The following is an 18,563-nucleotide window of genomic DNA, read 5'->3' as shown; positions in this document are numbered from 1 at the left end:
ACCTACCAAACACTTGTTAGGGAAGGAGGTCGCTGATGACCGCCAGCGAGGAAACGTCCGTGGTGCGCTACGCCCGGCAAGGCCCGGTCGCCACCGTCACGTTGAACCGACCGGACTACCGCAACGCCCAGAACTCCGCGATGACCTACGCCTTGGACCGCGCCTTCTACCGCGCGGCGGAGGACGACGAGGTCAAGGTCGTGGTGCTGGCCGGCGAGGGCCGGCACTTCTCCGCCGGCCACGACATCGGCAGCCCGGGCCGGGACGCCCACCTGCCCTTCGACCGCAGGGCCGGACTGTGGTGGGACCACTCGGACAAGTCCGGCGCGGAGAGCCGCTTCGCCCGCGAGTCCGAGGTCTACCTGGGGATGTGCCGCCGCTGGCGGGAGTTGCCCAAGCCCGTGATCGCCTCGGTCCAGGGGGCGTGCGTGGCCGGCGGCCTGATGCTGGCCTGGATCTGCGACCTGATCGTCGCCGCCGACGACGCCTTCTTCGCCGACCCGGTCGTGCGGATGGGCATCCCCGGCGTGGAGTACTTCGCCCACCCGTGGGTGCTGCCGCCACGGATCGCCAAGGAGTTCCTGTACACCGGCGACCGCATGCCGGCCCAGCGGGCGTACGAACTGGGCATGGTCAACCGCGTCGTCCCGCGCGCCGAACTCGCCGAGAATACACGGGAGTTGGCGGAACGTATCGCCGAGATGCCGCGGATGGGCCTGGCCCTGACCAAGCGCGCCGTCAACCAGGCCGAGGACCTCCAGGGGCTGCACACCGGCCTGGACTCCGTCTTCGGCCTGCACCACCTCGCGCACGCCCACAACGCCGAGACCGCCCGGGACTCGCTGGGCGGGATGGACATCAAGAAGATGAAGGAGGCCGGTTCCTGATGGACCTGGAGGCAAGCGACGCCGACGCCGCGTTCCGGGCCGAGGCCCGCGCCTGGCTCGCCGCGCACGTCCCCGCGACGCCCCTGCCGTCGTTGGAGACCCGCGAGGGCTTCGCGGCACACCGCGCCTGGGAGCAGCAACTCGCCGCCGACCGCTGGTCGGTGGTCTCCTGGCCGGCCGAGTTCGGCGGCCGGGACGCCACCCTCTTCCAGTGGCTGGCCTTCGAGGAGGAGTACTACGCCGCGGGCGCCCCCGGCCGGGTCAGCCAGAACGGCATCAACCTCCTCGCCCCCACCCTCTTCGAGCACGGCACACCGGAGCAGCGCGCCCGCGTCCTCGGCCCGATGGCGGCCGGTGAGGTCATCTGGGCCCAGGCGTGGTCCGAGCCGGAGGCAGGTTCGGACCTGGCGGCGCTGCGCTCCACCGCCGTGCGGACCGACGGCGGCTGGCTGCTGCGCGGGCAGAAGACCTGGTCGTCCCGGGCCGCCTTCGCCGACCGCGCGTTCGGGCTGTTCCGCAGCGAGCCGGGGACCGCCCGCCCGCACCAGGGCCTGACCTACCTGATGTTCCCGCTGGACGCACCGGGCGTGACGGTGCGGCCGATCGGCCGACTGGACGGCAAACCGGCCTTCGCCGAGCTCTTCCTCGACGACGTGTTCGTCCCCGACGCGGACGTCATCGGCGAGCCCGGCCAGGGCTGGCGGGTGGCGATGAGCACCGCCGGCAACGAGCGCGGGTTGACCCTGCGCAGCCCCGGCCGGTTCACCGCCGCCGCCGACCGGCTCACCGCGCTGTGGCGGGAGAGCGGCGATCCGGCCGACACCGCACTGCGCGACCGGGTCGCCGACGCGGTGATCGGCGCCCGCGCCTACCAGCTGTTCACCCACGCCAACGCCTCCCGGATCGCCGGCGGCGGCACGCTCGGCGCCGAGTCCAGCCTCAACAAGGTCTTCTGGTCGGAGCTGGACATCGCCCTGCACGACACCGCACTGGACCTGCTGGGCCCTTACGGCATGCTCGCCGACGACGCCGACGACGCGCCCGCGCACGGGAGTTGGGCCGAGGGCTACACCTTCTCCCTCGCCGGCCCCATCTACGCCGGCACCAACGAGATCCAACGCAACATCATCGCCGAGCGGCTGCTCGGCCTGCCGAAGGAGGCCCGGGCATGACGCAGCACCGAACGGTCCGGGGCGCGCCGGTCCGCGCCGGTCTCGCGGGAGGGGCCCACCGATGCCCTTCCTGCTGACCGAGGAACAACGGGACTTCGCCCGCACCCTGGACGCCCTGCTGGGCGCGGCAGACACCGCCACCGCGGTGCGTGCCTGGGCGGCCGGCGAGCACAAGCCGGGCCGCGCCCTGTGGACGCGGCTCGCCGAGGCCGGGGTGTTCGCACTCGCGGTCCCCGAGGAATACGACGGGATGGGCCCGCTCCCCCTCGAACTAGCCGTTGCCTTCGTCGAGTTGGGTCGGCACGCGGTCCCGGGCCCGCTGGTGGAGACCGTCGCGGCGGCGGCCTTCCTGGACCGGTTGGGCGACGCCGGTGCGGCGGCCGACTGGCTGCCGCGGATCGCCGCGGGTGACGCCGTGGTCGGCCTGTGCGCGGACGGCGCCCCGTTCGCCCTCGACGCGGACGCCGCCGACACCGTCCTGGTCGTCGGGGGCGACACGGTGTGCCGCACCGAGACCCACGGTCCGGTCCAGGCCACCCTCGATCCGGCCCGGCGGGTGTCCCGGCCGCTCGGCGGCACCGTCCTCGCCCGCGGCCCGGCGGTCACCGCGGCCGCCGGACACGCCGTCGACCTCGCCCGGCTGCTGACCGCCGCCCAGGCACTCGGCCTGGGGCGGGCCCTGCTCACCGGAACCGTCGACTACGTGCGCCAACGCACCCAGTTCGGGCGGGCGATCGGCTCCTTCCAGGCGGTCAAGCACCGACTGGCGGACGTCCTGATCGGGTTGGAGTTCGCCCAGCCGCTGGTGCACGCGGCGGCCCTGGCACTGGCCGGCGGCGCCCCGTCGGCCGGCGCGGACGTGGCGGCCGCCAAGGTGGCGGCCGGCGAGGCGTGCTACGCGGCGGCCCGCGCCGCCCTCCAGTTGCACGGCGCGGTCGGCTACACCGACGAGCCGGACCTCTCGTTGTGGATCCGCAAGGCCCGCCCGCTGCGGGACGCCTGGGGAACCCCGGCCGACTGCCGGGCCCGGGTCCTGGCCGGATAGCCCGCACAGGCATCGGCCCCGTACCCCCGGCGGTGATCCGGGGGTACGGGGCCGATGTCTGTGCTCCCTCATGTCAGGGGCGGATCACGCTACTTGACGGGGTACCAGCTCCAGTTCCGCGGCCAGGCGCCGCCGGTGCTCGGCGGGCGCGCCGAGGAGCTGGGCGCTGCCGTGGGCTCGTTTGAAGTAGCGGTGGGCGTCGTGCTCCCAGGTGATGCCGATGCCGCCGTGCAGTTGGATGGTCTCCCCGGCCACCGCCGAGAACGCCTCCGAGCAGGCGGACTTGGCGGCCGCGGCGTACCGCGTCAGCTCCGCCGCACCGTCCGCGGCGACGTACGCGGCGCCGAGCGCGATCGACCGGGCCGCCTCCACCTGCACGTAGGCGTCCGCCAACCGGTGCTTGACGGCCTGGAAGGAACCGATGGGGCGGCCGAACTGGACGCGCTCCCGGGCGTAGGCGACGGTCAGTTCCAGACAGCGTTCGGCCGCCCCGACCTGCTCGGCGGCGAGCGCCACGCTCCCCAGGTCGCGCACCCGGGCCAGCACCCGCTCGCCGTCGCCGTCGGCGCCCAGGAGCCGGCCCGCGGCCCCGTCCAGCGCGATCCGGGCCTGCGCCCGGGTCGGGTCCATCGGCACCAGCCGCTCGCGGCGCACGCCGGGCCCGTCCACCGGGACCTCGAAGAGCGCGACCCCGGCGGCGGTGCGGGCGGCCACCACCAGCAGCGTGGCGTCCGCGCCGTCCAGGACGTGGTCCTTGGTGCCGGTCAGCCGCCAGCCGCCGGCCGGGCCGCGGTGGGCCGCGGTGCGGATCGCGGCCGGCTCCCAGGAACCGTCCTCGGCCCAGGCCAGGGCGCCCACCGCACGTCCCTCGGCGAGAGCGGGGAGCAGTGCGGCGTCGCCGCAGGCGAGCAGTGCCTGGGTGGTCAGCACCGCGGACCCCAGGAAGGGCACGGGCGCCAGTGCGCGCCCCAACTCCTCCATCACGACGTGGATTTCGAGCGGTCCGCAGCCGGCCCCGCCGTGCTCCTCGGGCACCGCCAGTCCGGCCGCGCCGATCTGCCCGGCGAGCGGCCCCCAGGCGTCCGGTCCGGGCTGCCGCGCCAGCAACTGGCGTATGGCGGACCGCAGTTCCTCTTGCTCCTCGGTCGGCCTCATCCGCCGTTGCTCCCTTCGTTCCTGGCCGTCCGGCGCAGTTCGCCCTTGAGGATCTTGCCGCCGGCGTTGCGCGGCAGTTCCGGTACGAGGTGGTAGCGCCGGGGCACCTTGAAGTTGGCCAGCCGTGCGCGGGCCCATTCGGTCAGCTCCTGTGGGTCGGGCGCGGCGTCGTCGGCGGGGACGACGAACGCCACTCCGACCTCGCCGAGCCGCTCGTCGGGCGCCCCGACCACGGCCACCTCGCCGATCGCCGGGTGATCGCGCAGCACCCGTTCCACCTCCGCCGGATAGGCGTTGAAGCCGCCGACGACGTACATGTCCTTGATGCGGTCGGTGAGGGTGAGGAAGCCGCGGTCGTCGAGGACGCCGACGTCGCCGGTGTGCAGCCAGCCGTCGGGGTCCACGGCCGCCGCGGTGGCGGCGGGGTCGTCGAGGTAGCCGGGCATGACGTGGTAGCCGCGGACCACCACCTCGCCCGGCTCGCCCGGCGGCAGCGGCTGGTTGGCCGGGTCGACGATGCGCAGTTCGGTGCCGGGCAGCGGCGGTCCGACGGTGTGCGCGAGGGTCTCGGCGTCGGCGTCGGTCGGGCAGATGCAGACGACCCCGGCGGACTCGGTCAGCCCGTAGGCGGTGAAGACGTCCGGGATGCCGAGTTCCGCGCGGATCCGCAGCACGAGTTCGGCGGGCACCAGGGCGGCTCCGGTGCCGGCCAGCCGCAGCGAGTCCAGCCGGTACCGGTCCCGTTCCGGATGGTGGAGCAGCCCGTGGAAGACGGTCGGCGGACCCATCAGGACGCTGATCCGTTCCTCGGCGGTGCGCCGCAGGATCCGGTCGGCGTCGTAGACCTGCTCGGGCAGCATGGTGGCGCCGCGCAGCAGGCAGGCCAGGATCCCGGCCTTGTAGCCGAAGGTGTGGAAGAAGGGGTTGACCAGCAGGTAGCGGTCGCCGGCACGCAGGGTGACCAGCCGCGCCCAGGCGTCGAAGACCCGCATGGTCTGGCCGTGGGTGGCGAGCACGCCCTTGGGGCGGCCGGTGGTGCCGGAGGTGAAGAGGATGTCGGACAGGTCGTCGGGGCCTACGGCGGCGGTGCGGGCGGCCAGTTCGGCGTCGTCCACCTGCCGGCCGGCCGCCAGGTAGGCGTCGTGGGTGACCGTGCCGGGGCGTTCCCGGTCCCGGGGCGGGGCGTCGTCGCGGAGCAGCACGGTGCTGCGCAGCCGGCCGAGGTCCTCGCCGGAGTCGTGCAGCAGGTCGTCGTAGTCGCAGCCGAGGAAGCCGCGGGCGGTGAACAGTACGGTGGCGCCGCTGCGCCGGATGATGTCGGCGGCCTCGGCAGCCTTGTATCGGGTGTTGAGGGGCACGAGGACGGCGCCGACGGAGACCGCGCCGAGGACGGCGGTGATCCACTGGCGGCAGTTGGGGGCCCAGACCGCGATCCGGTCCCCGTGCCGGACGCCGTGGGCGAGCGCGGCCCGTGCCGCGGTGGCGATCTCCTTCTCCAACTCGGTGAAGGTCCAACGGACTTCGCCGTCGGACAGCGCCTCCCGGTCACCGTGGGCGCGGGCCGCGTGGGCGGCGAGTTGTGCGACGGTGGCCGGTGCCGCCGGCTGCGGCGGCCCTTGAGGGGTGTGGTGTGCCCAGGTCATTGGCCCTCCCGCTCCCTTGCTCGGAGGTGACGGCGGCGTGTGGTGCGGAACCGCCTACTTGACGTGCGGACGTGGCCGGTATCCAATCACAGTGTTTCGGTTAGGCATATACCTAGTAGAAACACGTAGAGAAATTCACCCCACCTCGGGAGGACGCGTGTCCACCTACATCCCGCCCACCGCCCCCACCACGTCGTTCGACGACGCCGCGATGCGCGACACGCTCAGTCGCTTCTGCACCGGCGTAGCCGTGATCACCGCGATCCAGTCCGACGGCCAACCGACCGGCATGGCCGTCCAGTCGTTCTCCTCGGTCTCCCTGGACCCGCCGCTGGTGTGCTTCTGCCCGGCCGGGACGTCCACGACCTGGCCGAAGATCAGTGCCGCCGGCCGGTTCGCGGTGAACGTCCTCGCCGCCGACCAGGAGGACCTGTGCCGGCAGTTCGCGGTCACCGGCGGCGACAAGTTCACCGACGTCGACTGGCGCTCCGGCGTCAACGGCGCGCCACTGCTGACCGCGGCGCTCGCCACCATCGAGTGCGAACTCGCGGACGTGCTGCCCGGCGGCGACCACCTGATCGCACTCGGCCGGGTCACCGCCCTGACGCCGCCGGAGCGGCTGCGCGAGACCAGCCCGCTGCTCTACTTCCGGCGCACCTACGGGCGGTTGACCGCTTCGCCGTCGGCACCGTCGGTGCCGTCCGCGGCCACCATCTCGTCCAAATCGGCCAGCATCGCGTCCGCCAGGTCGCGTTCGGAGGCGTAGTACCGCTCCGACCACTTCAGCGCGAGCGACGGGTAGGCCCAGGCCGCTTCGGCGCGGGCGCCGGCGGCGTCCGCCTCGGCGCGCTGCCGCATCGTCTCCGCGTACTCCCGGTGCCGGCCGAGCACGTCGCGCATCTGCTCGACCTCCAGCAGGTGCCCCAGCCAGAGCCGCAGCATCACGCCGTGCTTGAGCACCGGCGGCTCCACGGGCGCCTCGCGCGCCCACCGGCGGACCGCCGCCATGCCCTCGTCGGTGATGACGTAGACCCGCTTGTCGCGGTTGCCGGTCTCCTGGGCGACCATCCGCGAGCTGACGTAGCCGACCTTCTCCAGGCGCTTGAGCTCGCCGTAGATCTGGCTGAACGACGGGCTCCAGTAGAAGAAGCGCAGCGACCAGTCCGACCACTTCTTGAGGTCGTAACCGGACAACTCCTCACCGAAGGAGAGGAGTCCGAGCACCGCCCAGCTGGTCGCCGGCAGCGCCGGACGCTCCGCGTCGACCCCGGCCTGCGCTCCGTGCGCCTTCTTCTCCGTCACGCTCCGCAGTCTACGGCCTCCCTGGTCCCCCACCTGACGGGACATCGTCGGCCCCCCTTCCTACTCGCCACGTATACCTGCTAGACATATTCCTATTAGAAATAGTCTCCGCACCTCCAGAACAGAGGAGGCAGTTCCGTGAAGTTCTCGATGATCTTCGAGGCACAGCTCGCCGACCCGACGCCCGAACGGGAGCGCCAGGTCATCCACGACTGCGTCGAACAGGCCGTCTACGCAGAGGAGATGGGCTTCGACCGCATCTGGGCGGTGGAGCACCACTCGCTCACCCAGTACGCGCACATGAGCGCCTCGGAGATCTTCCTCACCTGGGTCGCCGCCCGGACCTCCCGCATCCGGATCGGCCACGGCGTGGTCACCATGCCGTTCGGCTACCAGCACCCGGTGCGGGTCGCCGAGCGGGCCGCGATGCTCGACGTGCTCTCCGGCGGCCGGGTGGACATCGGCGCCGGCCGCGGCGCCACCAAGCAGGAGATGTCGATGTACGGGGTCCGCCCCGAGGACACCTACCCGCAGATGGAGGAGGCGCTGAAGATCTTCAGCAACGCCTGGCGGGAGGAGACCTTCGAGTGGCACGGCGGGCTCGACATCGGCCCCGGCGCGATCCTGCCGCGGCCCGTCCAGGGCCCGCACCCGCCGCTGTTCATGGCGTGCAGCAAGCACGACACCCTCAAGCTCGCCGCCGAACTCGGCATCGGCGCCCTGGTGATGGGCTTCGCCGGCGCGGACGACGTGCGCGCGATGCGCAAGGTCTACGACGAGGCGATCGCCACCCGCGGCGGCGACCGACTGGTCTCCACCGAGACCAACGACCACTTCTCCGCGCTCTGCCCGACCACCGTGCTGGACGACGGGCCGGCCGCCTACCGCATCGGCACCCGCGGTCAGCGGTTCTTCGCCGAGGCGATCGCCCACTGGTACGGCAACGGCCCGGCGCCCACCGTCCACGACGAGCACGACGACCACGTCGCCGCGCTGGCGCAGGACCGCGACGAGCTGGTCGCCAAGCTGCACGAGGCCAACATCCCCGCCCGCCCGGTCGACACCGGCACCTACAACGCCCAGCACGCCTACGGCACTCCCCAGGACGCCATCGCCTACGTCGAGCAGCTGCGCGAGATCGGCGTGGACGAGGTGATGTGCCTGATCCAGATGGGCACCGTGCCGCAGGAAGCCTGCTTGGAGACCATCCGGCACTGGGGCGAGACGGTCATCCCGCACTTCCGGGCGCTGGAGGAGCAGGCATGACGACCGACGCGGCGCGGTTGGACGGCAAGGTCGCGGTGATCACCGGCGCCGGGCGCGGACAGGGCGCGACCGAGGCCCGCCTGTTCGTGGCCTGCGGCGCCCGGGTGGTGCTCGGCGACGTCCGCGAGGAGGAGGGCCGGGCACTCGTCGCCGAGCTGGGCGACGCGGCCCGGTTCGTCCGGCACGACGTCACCGACGCGGACGGCTGGCGAACGGTCGTCGACACCGCGGTCACCGCCTTCGGGCGGCTGGACGTCCTAGTGAACAACGCCGCCCTGTGGCGGACCGCGCCGGTCGACCAGGAGACCGAGGAGAACTTCGCGCTGCTGATGCGGGTCAACCTCCTCGGCCCCTTCCTCGGCATCCAGGCGGCCGTCCCGGCCCTGCGGAACGCCGGCGGCGGCTCGATCGTCAACATCTCCTCGACCGCCGGACTGCGGGGCATCCCGGGGCACTCCGCCTACGGGGCGAGCAAGTTCGGGCTGCGCGGGCTCACCAAGTCCGCCGCACTCGACCTGGCCGGAGACCGGATCCGGGTCAACTCCGTCCACCCCGGCATGATCGACACGCCGATGGTGGCGGACGTCCTGGGCCCGGCACCCGGCGAGCAGGAGTGGCCGCGGGTGCCGCTGCGCCGCGTCGGCCGCCCCGACGAGGTCGCGGAGCTGGTGCGCTTCCTGGCCTCCGACGCCTCCGCGTACATCACCGGTGCGGAGTTCGCCGTGGACGGGGGGCTGACCACCCGATGACCGACGCCCGGCCGGGCCCCGCGTCCGGCGCCCCCGACCCGCTCCCCCCTCTGGCCCGGCGGATCGTGGACGCGATGTCCGCGGACTTCCCGGACCCGGCGCGCGGCCCGCTGGACGCCGGCGCACTGCGCCGCGCCTCCCGGGCCGCGCCGCCCGAACCCGGCGACGGCACGGTGACCTCGACCGACCGCACCGTGCCCGGCCCGCCCGGCGCACCCGCCCTCCCCCTCCGCGTCTACCGCCCGGACGCCCCCGCCACCGGCCCCCGCCCGCTGGTCGTCTTCTTCCACGGCGGCGGCTGGGTCCTGTGCGACCTGGACACCCACGACGGGCTCTGCCGGCAACTCGCCCGGCGCTGCGACGCGGTGGTGGTCTCGGTGGACTACCGCCGGGCCCCGGAGGACCGCTTCCCGGCCGCCGCCGAGGACGCCTACGCGGCGACCGGGTGGGCCGTCGCGCACGCCGCGGAGCTGGGCTGCGACCCGGCCCGGGTGGCCGTCGCGGGCGACTCCAGCGGGGGCAACCTCGCCGCCGCTGTCACCCTGATGACCCGGGACCGCGGCGGGCCCCCGCTCGCCGCCCAGCTGCTGGCCTACCCGGCGCTCGACCCCCGGCTGGCGGGCCGCTCGCCCGTCGACTACGCCACCGGCTTCTTCCACACCACGGCCCACATGCAGTGGTACTGGGACCAGTACCTGGGCCCGGACGGCGACCTGGAGCACCCGTACGCCGCACCCGGACGCGCCGCGGACCTCACCGGTCTGCCGCCCGCGCTGCTGGTGCTGCCCGAGTGCGACCCGCTCCGGGACGAAGGGCGCGCCTACGGGCGGGCGCTGCGGACCGCCGGCGTCGCGGTGCGGGTGGACGAACATCCGGGCACCTTCCACGGGTTTCTCGGCGCGGTCGGTGCGCTGCCGGCCGCGGACGCCGCGCTGGAGGCGGCCACCGTGTGGCTGTCCGGCACCCTGTGTGACCGCGGCGTGACGAGCCGGTGAGGGCCGGGTGGCGAGGATGGTGACAGTGTGCGGGGGAGCCGTGGCGGCCCGTCGATGCGGTGCGCCGCCGCACGTCGAGTGCCAGACTTGAAGCACCGCGCCCGGCGGCCGGCCGGGGCCTGGGGACCGAGGGGAACGACATGACCTGGGCATCTTGGACCACGGTGGGGATCCACGCCCGTCCCGGCGCGGTGCAGACCGAGGAGGTCGGCCCCATGCAGGGGGACCTGACCATCCACACCACGTGGTCGGAGGACGAGGCGCACGTCGCCGTCCAGTACACCGGGTCCTCGGACTGGTACACCATGATCGGCAGCCCCGTCCCCTGCCACTCGGAGGCGGACAGCCGCGCCTTCCACCAGGCCGTCGTCGAGGCGGTCCGCGGCGGCGAGAAGGCGCAGGCGTCGCTGGAGGAGCTCTTCCGCACCGGCTAGCGCCGCCGGAGCATCCCTGATCGAACCCGGCCGGGACGGCAGCCGCCGCCCCGGCCGTCGTCGTGCCCGGAAATTCCTCCGCACCCCGCACAACCCCCGTGCGCCTCGGTGAGTCTTCCCCCTCAGAACACAATTGGTCATCTTCCGACTACCTAAAGCTGATCAATTATCAATTTTTGACTACCTAGCACCGAAAATTGATCATTTCTCTTTACATGCTCATGCCAGACATACCAGGGTCTGTGCGGGGCCGGACGGCCCCCGCGGTGTGCAACGCCACCGCGTGTACGGGCGGTTGGCGCATGCCACCGTCCACAGCACATAAGGACGCCACACTGTGCGTAGACCCCACATACGCAGCCGCCGCCTGGCGATAGCCCTGGCCGTCAGCACGGCCGCCACCCTCACCGCCGGCGCCGCCGTCGCAGCCCCGGCCTCCCCCGCCGCCCCCTCGGCCACCGGCACCCCCTCGCTCGTGGCCGCCGCCCGCGCCGCCGCCTACGCGCACTCCGCGACCACCGGCGTCAGCCAGCAGGACACCCTCAAGGCCACCGACACCCTGGTCGACCCCGACGGCCGCCGGCACGTGCGGTTCGTCCGCATCCACCGCGGCCTGCCGGTGCTCGGCGGCGACCTGGTCGTCCACCTCGGTGCGGACTCCGCCTACCAGGGCGTGACCCGGGCCGCCCGGCACCGGGTCGACCTCCCCGCCACCGACCCGAAACTGTCGGCCGGCCAGGCCGCCACCAAGGCCGCCGCCGTGGCGCAGGGCACCGCCGGCGAGCCCCAACTCGTCGTCGACGCCCGGGAGGGCCGGACCACCCTCGCCTACCAGGTGCAGGTCACCGACAGCCGCACCGCCGAGGCCGGCGGCGCCCGGACCGTCGTCGTCGACGCCACCACCGGCGGCGTCCTGAGCAACGTGCCGGTCAACGACCCCTTCCTCTCCCCCTCCGTCCTGCGAAAGCTCCGGCAGCGCGGCGAGCGTCCCACCCCCAAGCCCGGTGCGGCCGCCACCCCGACCGCCCCGAGCAAGTCCACCGCCGGCAGCTTCCCGGCGCGGGCCACCGGCACCGGCGCGTCCCTCTTCGTCGGCACGGTGCCGCTGTCCACCACGCAGACCGCGAAGAACGCCTTCGTACTGCGCGACGGCACCCGCGGCAACACCGAGACGCGGGACGCCGGCGGCAAGGAACTGGAGAAGTTCATCAGCGCCAAGCCGCTCGTCAACGGCACCAACCGCTGGGGCGACGGCACCACCGCCAACCGGGCCACCGCCGCGGTCGACGCCCAGTTCGGCATCACCAGCACCCTGGACTTCTACAAGAAGACCCTCGGCCGCAACGGCATCAAGAACGACGGGGCCGGCGCGCACGCCCTGGTCCACTACGGCAAGAACGTCGGCAACGCCTTCTGGTCCTCGGACTGCGGATGCATGCTCTACGGCGACGGTGACGGCCAGCTCTTCACCAAGCCGCTGGTGGTCCTCGACGTCACCGGCCACGAGCTGACCCACGGCGTGGTCGACGCCACCGCGAACCTCCAGCCCACCCGCGTCGACGCCGAGGGCCGTCAGTTCGGCGAGCCGGGCGCCCTCAACGAATCGCTCGCGGACATCTTCGGCAGCGCGGTGGAGTTCGCCACCAACAACCCGAAGAACCCGCCCAACTACCTCATGGGCGAGAACCTCGGCCTGGCCCAGAAGTTCCTGCGCCGGCTGGACGAGCCGTCCCTGGACAAGCTCGAAGGGGCCGTCGACTACTGGTCGAAGGACACCTACGACACCGAGGTGCACGCCGGCTCCGGCGTCTCCTCGCACGCCTTCTACCTGCTGGCCGAGGGCAGCGGCAAGAAGACCATCGGCAAGGTCGCCTACGACTCCCCCACCTACGACGGCGCCAAGGTGACCGGCATCGGCCGGGACAAGGCCACGGCGATCTTCTACCGGGCGCTCACCCGGTACATGGTCTCCACGACCGACTTCCACGACGCCCGGACCGCCACCCTCCAGGCCGCCAAGGACCTGTACGGCGCGAACAGCACCGCCTACCAGGCGGTCGACCGCGCCTGGGCCGCCGTCAACGTCACCGCGGCCAACACGCCCACCCGCTGACCCGGCACGACACGACGGCGCCGGACGGCGCGACTGCCCGCGGGACGCGGTGCCCCGCCACGCGCGGCGGCACCGCGTCCTAGCCGGGGCGCGGTGCCGCCGCCTACGTTGACGCCATGACCGTGCGCACCGGCCCGACCCGCCACCCCGGCAGCCCCGCCGCGGCGGGCGTCTTCGCGATCGGCATGGCGGGAACGACCCTGCCCACCCCGCTCTACGGGCTCTACCGCCAACAGCTGGGCTTCTCCGAGCTGATGGTGACCGTGGTCTTCGCCACCTACGCCCTCGGCGTGATCACCGTCCTGTTCGGCGCGGGCAACCTCTCCGACCAGACCGGCCGGCGACCGGTCCTGTTCACGGCGCTGGGCCTGTCGGCGGCGAGCGCCGGCTGCTTCCTCTTCGAGGGCGGACTGCCGCTGCTGTTGCTCGGCCGGGTGCTGTCCGGCTTCGCGGCGGGGCTGTTCAGCGGCGCCGCCACCGCCGCCGTCCTGGAACTGGCCCGCCCCGGCCGGGAGTCCCGGGCCGGCTTCGCGGCCACCGCCGCCAACATGGGCGGCCTGGGCTGCGGCCCGCTGCTGGCCGGTCTGCTCGCGCAGTACGCGCCCCGGCCGCTCGCCCTCCCCTTCCTCGTCCATCTCCTCCTGCTGCTCCTCGCCGGGCTGGTGACCTGGTTCCTGCCGGAGACCGTCGCGCATCCGCACCGTCCACGGTCCCTGCGTCCCCAGGGGCTCGTGATCCCCCCGGCGGTCCGCGGGGTGTTCGCGCCCGCCGCGGTCGCCGCGTTCGCCGGCTTCGCCCTGCTCGGACTGTTCACCGCGATCGCCCCGAGCTTCGTCGCGCAGACCCTCGGCGTGCACAACCTCGCGGTGTCCGGGGCGGTCGTCTGCACGGTCTTCCTCGGCTCGACCCTCGGGCAGGCACTGACCGGCCGGATCGGCGTCCGCGCCGCACTGCCGGCCGGCTGCCTGATCCTGGTGGTGGGGCTGGTGCTGGTGGGGACCTCGCTCGCGACGGCGTCCCTGCCCGTCCTGGTCGCCGGCGCGCTCTGCGGCGGCACCGGCCAGGGCCTGGCCTTCCGTGCCGGACTGACCGCGGTGAGCGCCGCCGCCCCGCCGGAGCACCGCGGCGGCACCCTCTCCGCCTTCTTCCTCGTCGCCTACCTCGGTATCTCCCTGCCGGTGGTGGGCGTCGGCGCCCTGACCATGGCGCTGGGACTGCGCGGCGCGGGGTTGGCCTTCGCGGGGTGCGTCATCGCGGTGGCGGTGGCCGTCGGCGGGTACGTGCTGCGACGCCCGCTGCCGGCGCACCGACCGGCCTGACGCCGCCGGGGCGGGCCGGGGACTGGCCCGGCGAATTCCGGGCAGGGCTCCAACGACGTGTGCACCAAGCCGAGTTACGTCCCCATCCCAGGGACGTGAGACGTCAAGGAGGAGGACCGCCCGCCCGCCGGCAGACCCGGCGGTGACGATCCGGTGGCCGCGCACCACACCGGTACAGGGCCCGCGCGCATCCATCGTGCCCCGTGCCGGAGCCTCGGCACACCGCATCACAGGAGTCCTCGCATGGCCGACACCCACCACCACGCTCGTCCGGACGGCACCGCCGACCCGACGGACCACTGCGACCTGCTCGTCCGGGACGCCCGGCTGCTCGTCGTCGACGGTGACACCGAGATACCTGGCGGCTGGATCGCCCTCCGGGACGGCCGGGTCGCGGCGTACGGGCCCGCCGGCTCCGAGCCGGCGGGCGCCACCCGCACCCTGTCCGCCGCCGGTCGCCTGGTCACCCCCGGGCTGATCAACACCCATCACCACATGTACCAGAACCTCACCCGAGCCTACGCCCCGGCCGTGAACGGCACCCTCTTCACCTGGCTCACCACCCTCTACCCGCTGTGGGCCGCCCTCGACGAGGAGGCCGTGCACCTCGCCACCTACGTCGGCATCGCGGAACTGCTGCTGGGCGGCTGCACCACCTCGATGGACCACCACTACGTCCATCCGCGGCCGCGCCTGATCGACGCCCAGATCCACACCGCCCAGGAGGTGGGCTTCCGCTTCCACGCCACCCGCGGCTCGATGACCCGCTCGACCGAGGACGGCGGGCTGCCGCCCCGCTCGGTCACCCAGACCGCCGAGGAGGTGCTGGCGGACAGCGAACGCCTGGTGCAGACCTACCACGATCCGGCCCCGGGCGCGCTGACCCGGGTCGCGCTCGCGCCCTGCTCACCGTTCTCGGTGACCCGGGAACTGATGACCGCGACCGCCGAGTTGGCCGAGCGGCTCGACGTCCGGCTGCACACCCACCTCGCCGAGGACCCGGACGAGGACGCCTACTGTCTGGAGACCTACGGCTGCCGACCCGTCGAGTACTTCGAGTCGGTCGGCTGGATGACCGACCGCACGTGGGTGGCGCACTGCATCCACCCCACCAAGGAGGAGCGCGCCCGGCTCGCCGCCGCCGGGGTCGGGGTGGCGCACTGTCCCAGTTCCAACATGCTGATCGCCGGCGGTACGGCGGCGGTCCGGGAGATGCGCGGACTGGGCATGCCGGTCGGCATCGGCTGCGACGGCTCCGCCTCCACCGACCACGCCTCGCTGTGGTTGGAGACCCGCAGCGCCCTGCTGCTGGGCCGCTACCGCGGCGGCCCGTCGGCGATGACCGCCCGGGACGCCCTGGATATCGCCACCCGCGGCTCGGCGCGCTGCCTGGGCCGCGCGGACGAGTTGGGGCAGCTACGCCCAGGCGCCTGCGGGGACCTCGTCGTCTGGGACACCCCCGAGGTGGCGCTGGCCGGGGCGCTCACCGACCCGGTCGAGGCGTGGCTGCGCTGCGCCCCGTCGCGGGCCTGGACGACGGTCGTCGGCGGACGCGTCCTCGTCGACGAGGGAGAACTCCGACTCCCGGCACTTGACGAGAAGTTGAACGAGCACGCTCGGGTCGCCCGGCGGATGCAGGGCCTCGTCTGACCCTCCGCCCGTCAGACCTCGACCCCCTCGACCCGGCGCCGCCCGTGATGGAACGCACAGTGCAGTCCGAGCGCCACCACCAGCGCCGCGGTCGAGGGGCTGCCGAACACCAGCTGCCACCACTCCGGGAAGCGGTGGTACAGGCGCGGGGCGACGACCGGGAGCATGCCGGTGCCGATCGCCGCCGCCGCGATCAGCAGGTTGTCCCCCTGGTCGAGCCCGGCCCGGCGCAGGATGTTGATGCCCACCGCGGCGACGGTGGCGAAGCAGATCAACGAGGCGCCGCCGATCACGGGTTGGGGCAGGGAGGCGATCGCCTCGCCCAATTTGGGCAGGGTCCCCAGGAACACCATCACCACGCCGCCGGCGGCGGTGACGTACCGGCTGCGGATGCCGGTCATGAGGGTCAGTCCGATGTTGCCGGCGAAGACCGTGTCGGGGAAGGAGTTCATGGCGCCGCCGAGCACCCCGGACAGGCCGTCGGCGGCCAGGCCGCGGCCCAACGCCCGGTCGGTCAGCGGCCGTTCGACCGCCTCACCGACCGCGATCATCTGCGCGGTCGACTCGGCGAACACCACCAACATCACCACGCACATGGAGACCACGCCGGCGAGCGGGAAGGTGGGGGCCCCGAAGCGGAACGGGGAGACCAGCCCCCACCAGTCCGCGTCGGCGACGCCGGAGAAGTCGGTGAGCCCCATCGGCAGCGCCGCCAGCGTCCCGGCCAGCAGCGCCAGCAACACGCTCACCTGGGCCAGGAAGCCGCGCAGGAACCGCCAGAGCAGCAGCAGGAAGCCGATCACCCCGCCGGCCAGGGCCAGTTGGGCGGGCGGGGCGTAGTCCGCCGCCGCGGGGTCCGGCCCGGCGATCATGCCGGGGGCGGCGCCGATCAGCGCCAGTCCGACAACGGTGATCACCACCCCGCTGACCAGCGGCGGGAAGGCCCGCAACGCCCGGGCGAAGGGGAACGCGACCAGCATCCCGAAGAGCCCCGCCGCGATCATCGAGCCGTAGACCGCGGGCATTCCGTACTGCCGGGCAATCATGATCATGGGGGTGACGCAGACGAAGGAGCCGCCGGTCACCAGGGGCAGCCGGACGCCGAGGAACCGCCCGGCGCCCAGACTCTGCACGACGGTGACGATCCCGGCGACGAAGATGTCCGCGTTGACCAGGGTGCTGACCGCCGCCTCGTCGAGTCCGGCGCCGGCGCCGAACATCAGCGGGACCGCGATCGCGCCCGCGTACATCACCAGTGCGTGCTGCGCCCCGAGGCCCAGGGTCCGCCCGAGGCCGGGGTGCGGGGCGCCGCCTGCCGGGGCGGGGCGGGGGCGGCGCAGCGGCGCGCGGCGTGGTGTCAGGGCCATGACAGAACCTCTCGGCACGGAGGGGCCGGGCGGTGGGGGAAAGCACCCGCCCCCTGCCGGTGCGGCGCGGGGCCGGTCACAACTGGCCTGCGGTACGGACGCGTTGACGTCAGTCGCTGCGGGCCCCGAGCAGCCGGGCGGCTTCGCGCGGCGAGTTGGCGTTGGGCTTCCCGGCGCGCGAGCCGCCCAACTTCTCGGCGAGGTGCCGGCCGACGGTGGTGGGCGGGTACAGCGGGTCGGCACCCACCGGGACGCAGCCGGGCAGGCAGCTGATCTCGGCGTCCCAGTTGCCGTCGTGGAAGAACGCGGCGGACCGGCGGCGCACCACGCGCCCACTGGCGTCGGTCGGCGGCAGCACCCGGTGCATGGTCGACAGCCACTGGTCGTTGGTCCAACGAGCCAGCAGATCACCGAGGTTGACGAGAAGACAGCCCGGTTCCGGCAGGACGTCGTGCCAGCGCCCCTCGGTGTCGAGGATCTGCAACCCGGGGACCCGGTCGGCCCACAGCACGGTGACGATGCCGTAGTCGGTGTGGGCGCCCATCCCCATCTGGTCACGGTCGACGACCAACTCCCGTTCGGGGACCAGGTAGTGGTTCATCCGGAGCACGTCGAGCGAATGGTCGGTGAACGGGGCGAAGTAGTCGGCGGGAAGCCCCAGCGCGTGCGCGAAGATCCCGGTCAGCCGCCGGGCCAGCCCGCCCGCCTGTGCACACCACTCGGTCACCGCGTCCCGGAACCCCGGCACCGACGGCCAGAGGTTGGCCGGATAGTGCGCCTCGGGAAGGCCGAGGCCGGGGAAGGCGGCCGCTTCCGCACCGACGTTGAACGCCTCGAAGAGGTCCTCGGCGGCCGCGGGGACGCCCAGACTCAGGCTGAGCTTCTCGGTACGCGGCGGGGTGTAGCCGCGGTTGACGTCCGGCGACGGGGCGCACAGCGCCTTCTTCTCGTCCATCGGGAGGCCGAAGAACCCGTCCAGCGCCGCGGCGAACGCCCGCCCCGCGGCCTCGGGAATTCCGTGCCCCCGGATCTGCATGAATCCGACGGTGCGCGCCGCCTGGTCGATCTCGCCCGCAATGCCGGCCCGGTCGGCGTCGGTGCCGTCCGTCCAGGCGGAGATGTCGATGACGGGTACGTCGAGTACGCCGTTCACGGCCGTGGCCCTGCCCATCGCATGCCTTCCTTCCGTCGCGCTCGGTCCTCTCCGGCGGCGCTCCGCGGTCCCCCGCGGCGCCCACCCACCCCTATCCGCTTCAACAGTTTGATGAACGTCCTGTTAACGACCCCGTGGCGAACAAGCCGAAACCAGCCGCCCGTTGGCCGAGATGCCGATACGCCTCCCCTGTATGCGAGGCGGCCACACCGCATACCGAACGACCACCGGACCGCCTGCTTCCCCCACGCCCCCGCCCGGGGGGCGCCCGCGCCGCGTGACGCCCTGGCCGACCCAACTCGGCGGCACCGGC

At 73.4% G+C, this 18,563-nt stretch carries 16 protein-coding genes; 11 read left to right on the top strand and 5 right to left on the bottom strand.

Going from position 1 to position 18,563, the window contains the following annotated elements:
• Positions 1–35 precede the first annotated feature (35 nt).
• From ACLJT4_RS35580 to ACLJT4_RS35570, 3 genes are all read left to right on the top strand, one after another.
• Positions 36–887, top strand: coding sequence for an enoyl-CoA hydratase (locus tag ACLJT4_RS35580; RefSeq protein ID WP_411128859.1), 852 nt, complete (start codon positions 36–38; stop codon positions 885–887).
• Entirely contained in the window at positions 887–2,059 is a 1,173-nt protein-coding gene (locus tag ACLJT4_RS35575) for an acyl-CoA dehydrogenase family protein (protein WP_411128857.1), read from the top strand. The genes ACLJT4_RS35580 and ACLJT4_RS35575 overlap by 1 nt, the downstream gene beginning before the upstream one ends.
• Before the next feature lie 61 nt (positions 2,060–2,120).
• Positions 2,121–3,104, top strand: a complete 984-nt coding sequence (locus ACLJT4_RS35570) for an acyl-CoA dehydrogenase family protein (RefSeq protein ID WP_411128855.1) — start codon at positions 2,121–2,123, stop codon at positions 3,102–3,104.
• A gap of 84 nt (positions 3,105–3,188) precedes the next feature.
• Here ACLJT4_RS35570 and ACLJT4_RS35565 read toward each other — a convergent pair whose 3' ends face one another.
• Entirely contained in the window at positions 3,189–4,259 is a 1,071-nt protein-coding gene (locus ACLJT4_RS35565) for an acyl-CoA dehydrogenase family protein (RefSeq protein WP_411128853.1), read from the bottom strand.
• On the bottom strand, positions 4,256–5,902 hold the full coding sequence (locus tag ACLJT4_RS35560; RefSeq protein ID WP_411128851.1) for a FadD3 family acyl-CoA ligase: 1,647 nt from the start codon (positions 5,900–5,902) through the stop codon (positions 4,256–4,258). The genes ACLJT4_RS35565 and ACLJT4_RS35560 overlap by 4 nt, the downstream gene beginning before the upstream one ends.
• Before the next feature lie 157 nt (positions 5,903–6,059).
• Between ACLJT4_RS35560 and ACLJT4_RS35555 the strand changes: the two genes are divergently transcribed.
• The gene (locus tag ACLJT4_RS35555; protein WP_411128849.1) at positions 6,060–6,668 is read left to right on the top strand and encodes a flavin reductase family protein; all 609 of its coding nucleotides are present in this window, start codon (positions 6,060–6,062) and stop codon (positions 6,666–6,668) included.
• Here the strand turns inward: ACLJT4_RS35555 and ACLJT4_RS35550 are convergent.
• Positions 6,560–7,204 carry a PadR family transcriptional regulator gene (locus ACLJT4_RS35550; protein ID WP_016574368.1) on the bottom strand — a complete coding sequence of 215 codons (645 nt, stop codon included), beginning with the start codon at positions 7,202–7,204 and terminating at the stop codon, positions 6,560–6,562. The genes ACLJT4_RS35555 and ACLJT4_RS35550 overlap by 109 nt on opposite strands.
• 138 nt (positions 7,205–7,342) lie before the next feature.
• On the opposite strand from ACLJT4_RS35550, the gene ACLJT4_RS35545 reads away from it, so the two are divergent.
• The 7 genes from ACLJT4_RS35545 to ACLJT4_RS35515 all read left to right on the top strand — a co-directional run bounded on the left by ACLJT4_RS35545 (position 7,343) and on the right by ACLJT4_RS35515 (position 15,730).
• Positions 7,343–8,470 carry an LLM class flavin-dependent oxidoreductase gene (locus ACLJT4_RS35545; protein WP_411128847.1) on the top strand — a complete coding sequence of 376 codons (1,128 nt, stop codon included), beginning with the start codon at positions 7,343–7,345 and terminating at the stop codon, positions 8,468–8,470.
• The gene (locus ACLJT4_RS35540; protein ID WP_038524083.1) at positions 8,467–9,219 is read left to right on the top strand and encodes a glucose 1-dehydrogenase; all 753 of its coding nucleotides are present in this window, start codon (positions 8,467–8,469) and stop codon (positions 9,217–9,219) included. The genes ACLJT4_RS35545 and ACLJT4_RS35540 overlap by 4 nt, the downstream gene beginning before the upstream one ends.
• A complete protein-coding gene (locus ACLJT4_RS35535) occupies positions 9,216–10,214 on the top strand; it encodes an alpha/beta hydrolase (protein ID WP_411128845.1) in 999 nt (332 codons plus the stop codon). The genes ACLJT4_RS35540 and ACLJT4_RS35535 overlap by 4 nt, the downstream gene beginning before the upstream one ends.
• 140 nt (positions 10,215–10,354) lie before the next feature.
• Positions 10,355–10,648 (top strand): hypothetical protein, encoded by a 294-nt coding sequence (locus ACLJT4_RS35530; RefSeq protein ID WP_037634725.1) that lies wholly within the window; start codon positions 10,355–10,357, stop codon positions 10,646–10,648.
• Positions 10,649–10,985: 337 nt separating this feature from the next.
• Positions 10,986–12,761 (top strand): M4 family metallopeptidase, encoded by a 1,776-nt coding sequence (locus ACLJT4_RS35525; protein WP_411128842.1) that lies wholly within the window; start codon positions 10,986–10,988, stop codon positions 12,759–12,761.
• A gap of 116 nt (positions 12,762–12,877) precedes the next feature.
• Positions 12,878–14,080, top strand: coding sequence for an MFS transporter (locus tag ACLJT4_RS35520; RefSeq protein WP_411128840.1), 1,203 nt, complete (start codon positions 12,878–12,880; stop codon positions 14,078–14,080).
• Positions 14,081–14,323: 243 nt separating this feature from the next.
• The gene (locus tag ACLJT4_RS35515; RefSeq protein WP_411128838.1) at positions 14,324–15,730 is read left to right on the top strand and encodes an 8-oxoguanine deaminase; all 1,407 of its coding nucleotides are present in this window, start codon (positions 14,324–14,326) and stop codon (positions 15,728–15,730) included.
• 11 nt (positions 15,731–15,741) lie between these two features.
• Here ACLJT4_RS35515 and ACLJT4_RS35510 read toward each other — a convergent pair whose 3' ends face one another.
• Entirely contained in the window at positions 15,742–17,097 is a 1,356-nt protein-coding gene (locus ACLJT4_RS35510; protein WP_411128836.1) for a solute carrier family 23 protein, read from the bottom strand.
• Between the two features lie 109 nt (positions 17,098–17,206).
• On the bottom strand, positions 17,207–18,268 hold the full coding sequence (locus tag ACLJT4_RS35505) for an isopenicillin N synthase family dioxygenase (RefSeq protein ID WP_411128834.1): 1,062 nt from the start codon (positions 18,266–18,268) through the stop codon (positions 17,207–17,209).
• Between the last annotated feature and the right edge of the window lie 295 nt (positions 18,269–18,563).

The organism is Streptomyces sp. x-19, assembly GCF_046549115.1.
In the GTDB taxonomy this organism is placed as follows: domain Bacteria; phylum Actinomycetota; class Actinomycetes; order Streptomycetales; family Streptomycetaceae; genus Streptomyces; species Streptomyces albulus_C.
The sequence above is the reverse complement of the archived record's forward strand: the minus strand, read 5'-3'. Positions and strand labels throughout refer to the sequence as shown.

What these genes read in the sequence shown, in the direction of transcription:
- ACLJT4_RS35570 (WP_411128855.1), top strand. Translation starts at nt 2,121, where the DNA reads ATGCCCTTCCTGCTGACCGAGGAACAACGGGACTTCGCCCGCACCCTG.
- ACLJT4_RS35530 (WP_037634725.1), top strand. Translation starts at nt 10,355, where the DNA reads ATGACCTGGGCATCTTGGACCACGGTGGGGATCCACGCCCGTCCCGGC.
- ACLJT4_RS35520 (WP_411128840.1), top strand. Translation starts at nt 12,878, where the DNA reads ATGACCGTGCGCACCGGCCCGACCCGCCACCCCGGCAGCCCCGCCGCG.
- ACLJT4_RS35505 (WP_411128834.1), bottom strand. Translation starts at nt 18,268, where the DNA reads ATGGGCAGGGCCACGGCCGTGAACGGCGTACTCGACGTACCCGTCATC.
- ACLJT4_RS35575 (WP_411128857.1), top strand. Translation starts at nt 887, where the DNA reads ATGGACCTGGAGGCAAGCGACGCCGACGCCGCGTTCCGGGCCGAGGCC.
- ACLJT4_RS35535 (WP_411128845.1), top strand. Translation starts at nt 9,216, where the DNA reads ATGACCGACGCCCGGCCGGGCCCCGCGTCCGGCGCCCCCGACCCGCTC.
- ACLJT4_RS35560 (WP_411128851.1), bottom strand. Translation starts at nt 5,902, where the DNA reads ATGACCTGGGCACACCACACCCCTCAAGGGCCGCCGCAGCCGGCGGCA.
- ACLJT4_RS35510 (WP_411128836.1), bottom strand. Translation starts at nt 17,097, where the DNA reads ATGGCCCTGACACCACGCCGCGCGCCGCTGCGCCGCCCCCGCCCCGCC.
- ACLJT4_RS35515 (WP_411128838.1), top strand. Translation starts at nt 14,324, where the DNA reads ATGGCCGACACCCACCACCACGCTCGTCCGGACGGCACCGCCGACCCG.
- ACLJT4_RS35565 (WP_411128853.1), bottom strand. Translation starts at nt 4,259, where the DNA reads ATGAGGCCGACCGAGGAGCAAGAGGAACTGCGGTCCGCCATACGCCAG.
- ACLJT4_RS35580 (WP_411128859.1), top strand. Translation starts at nt 36, where the DNA reads ATGACCGCCAGCGAGGAAACGTCCGTGGTGCGCTACGCCCGGCAAGGC.
- ACLJT4_RS35540 (WP_038524083.1), top strand. Translation starts at nt 8,467, where the DNA reads ATGACGACCGACGCGGCGCGGTTGGACGGCAAGGTCGCGGTGATCACC.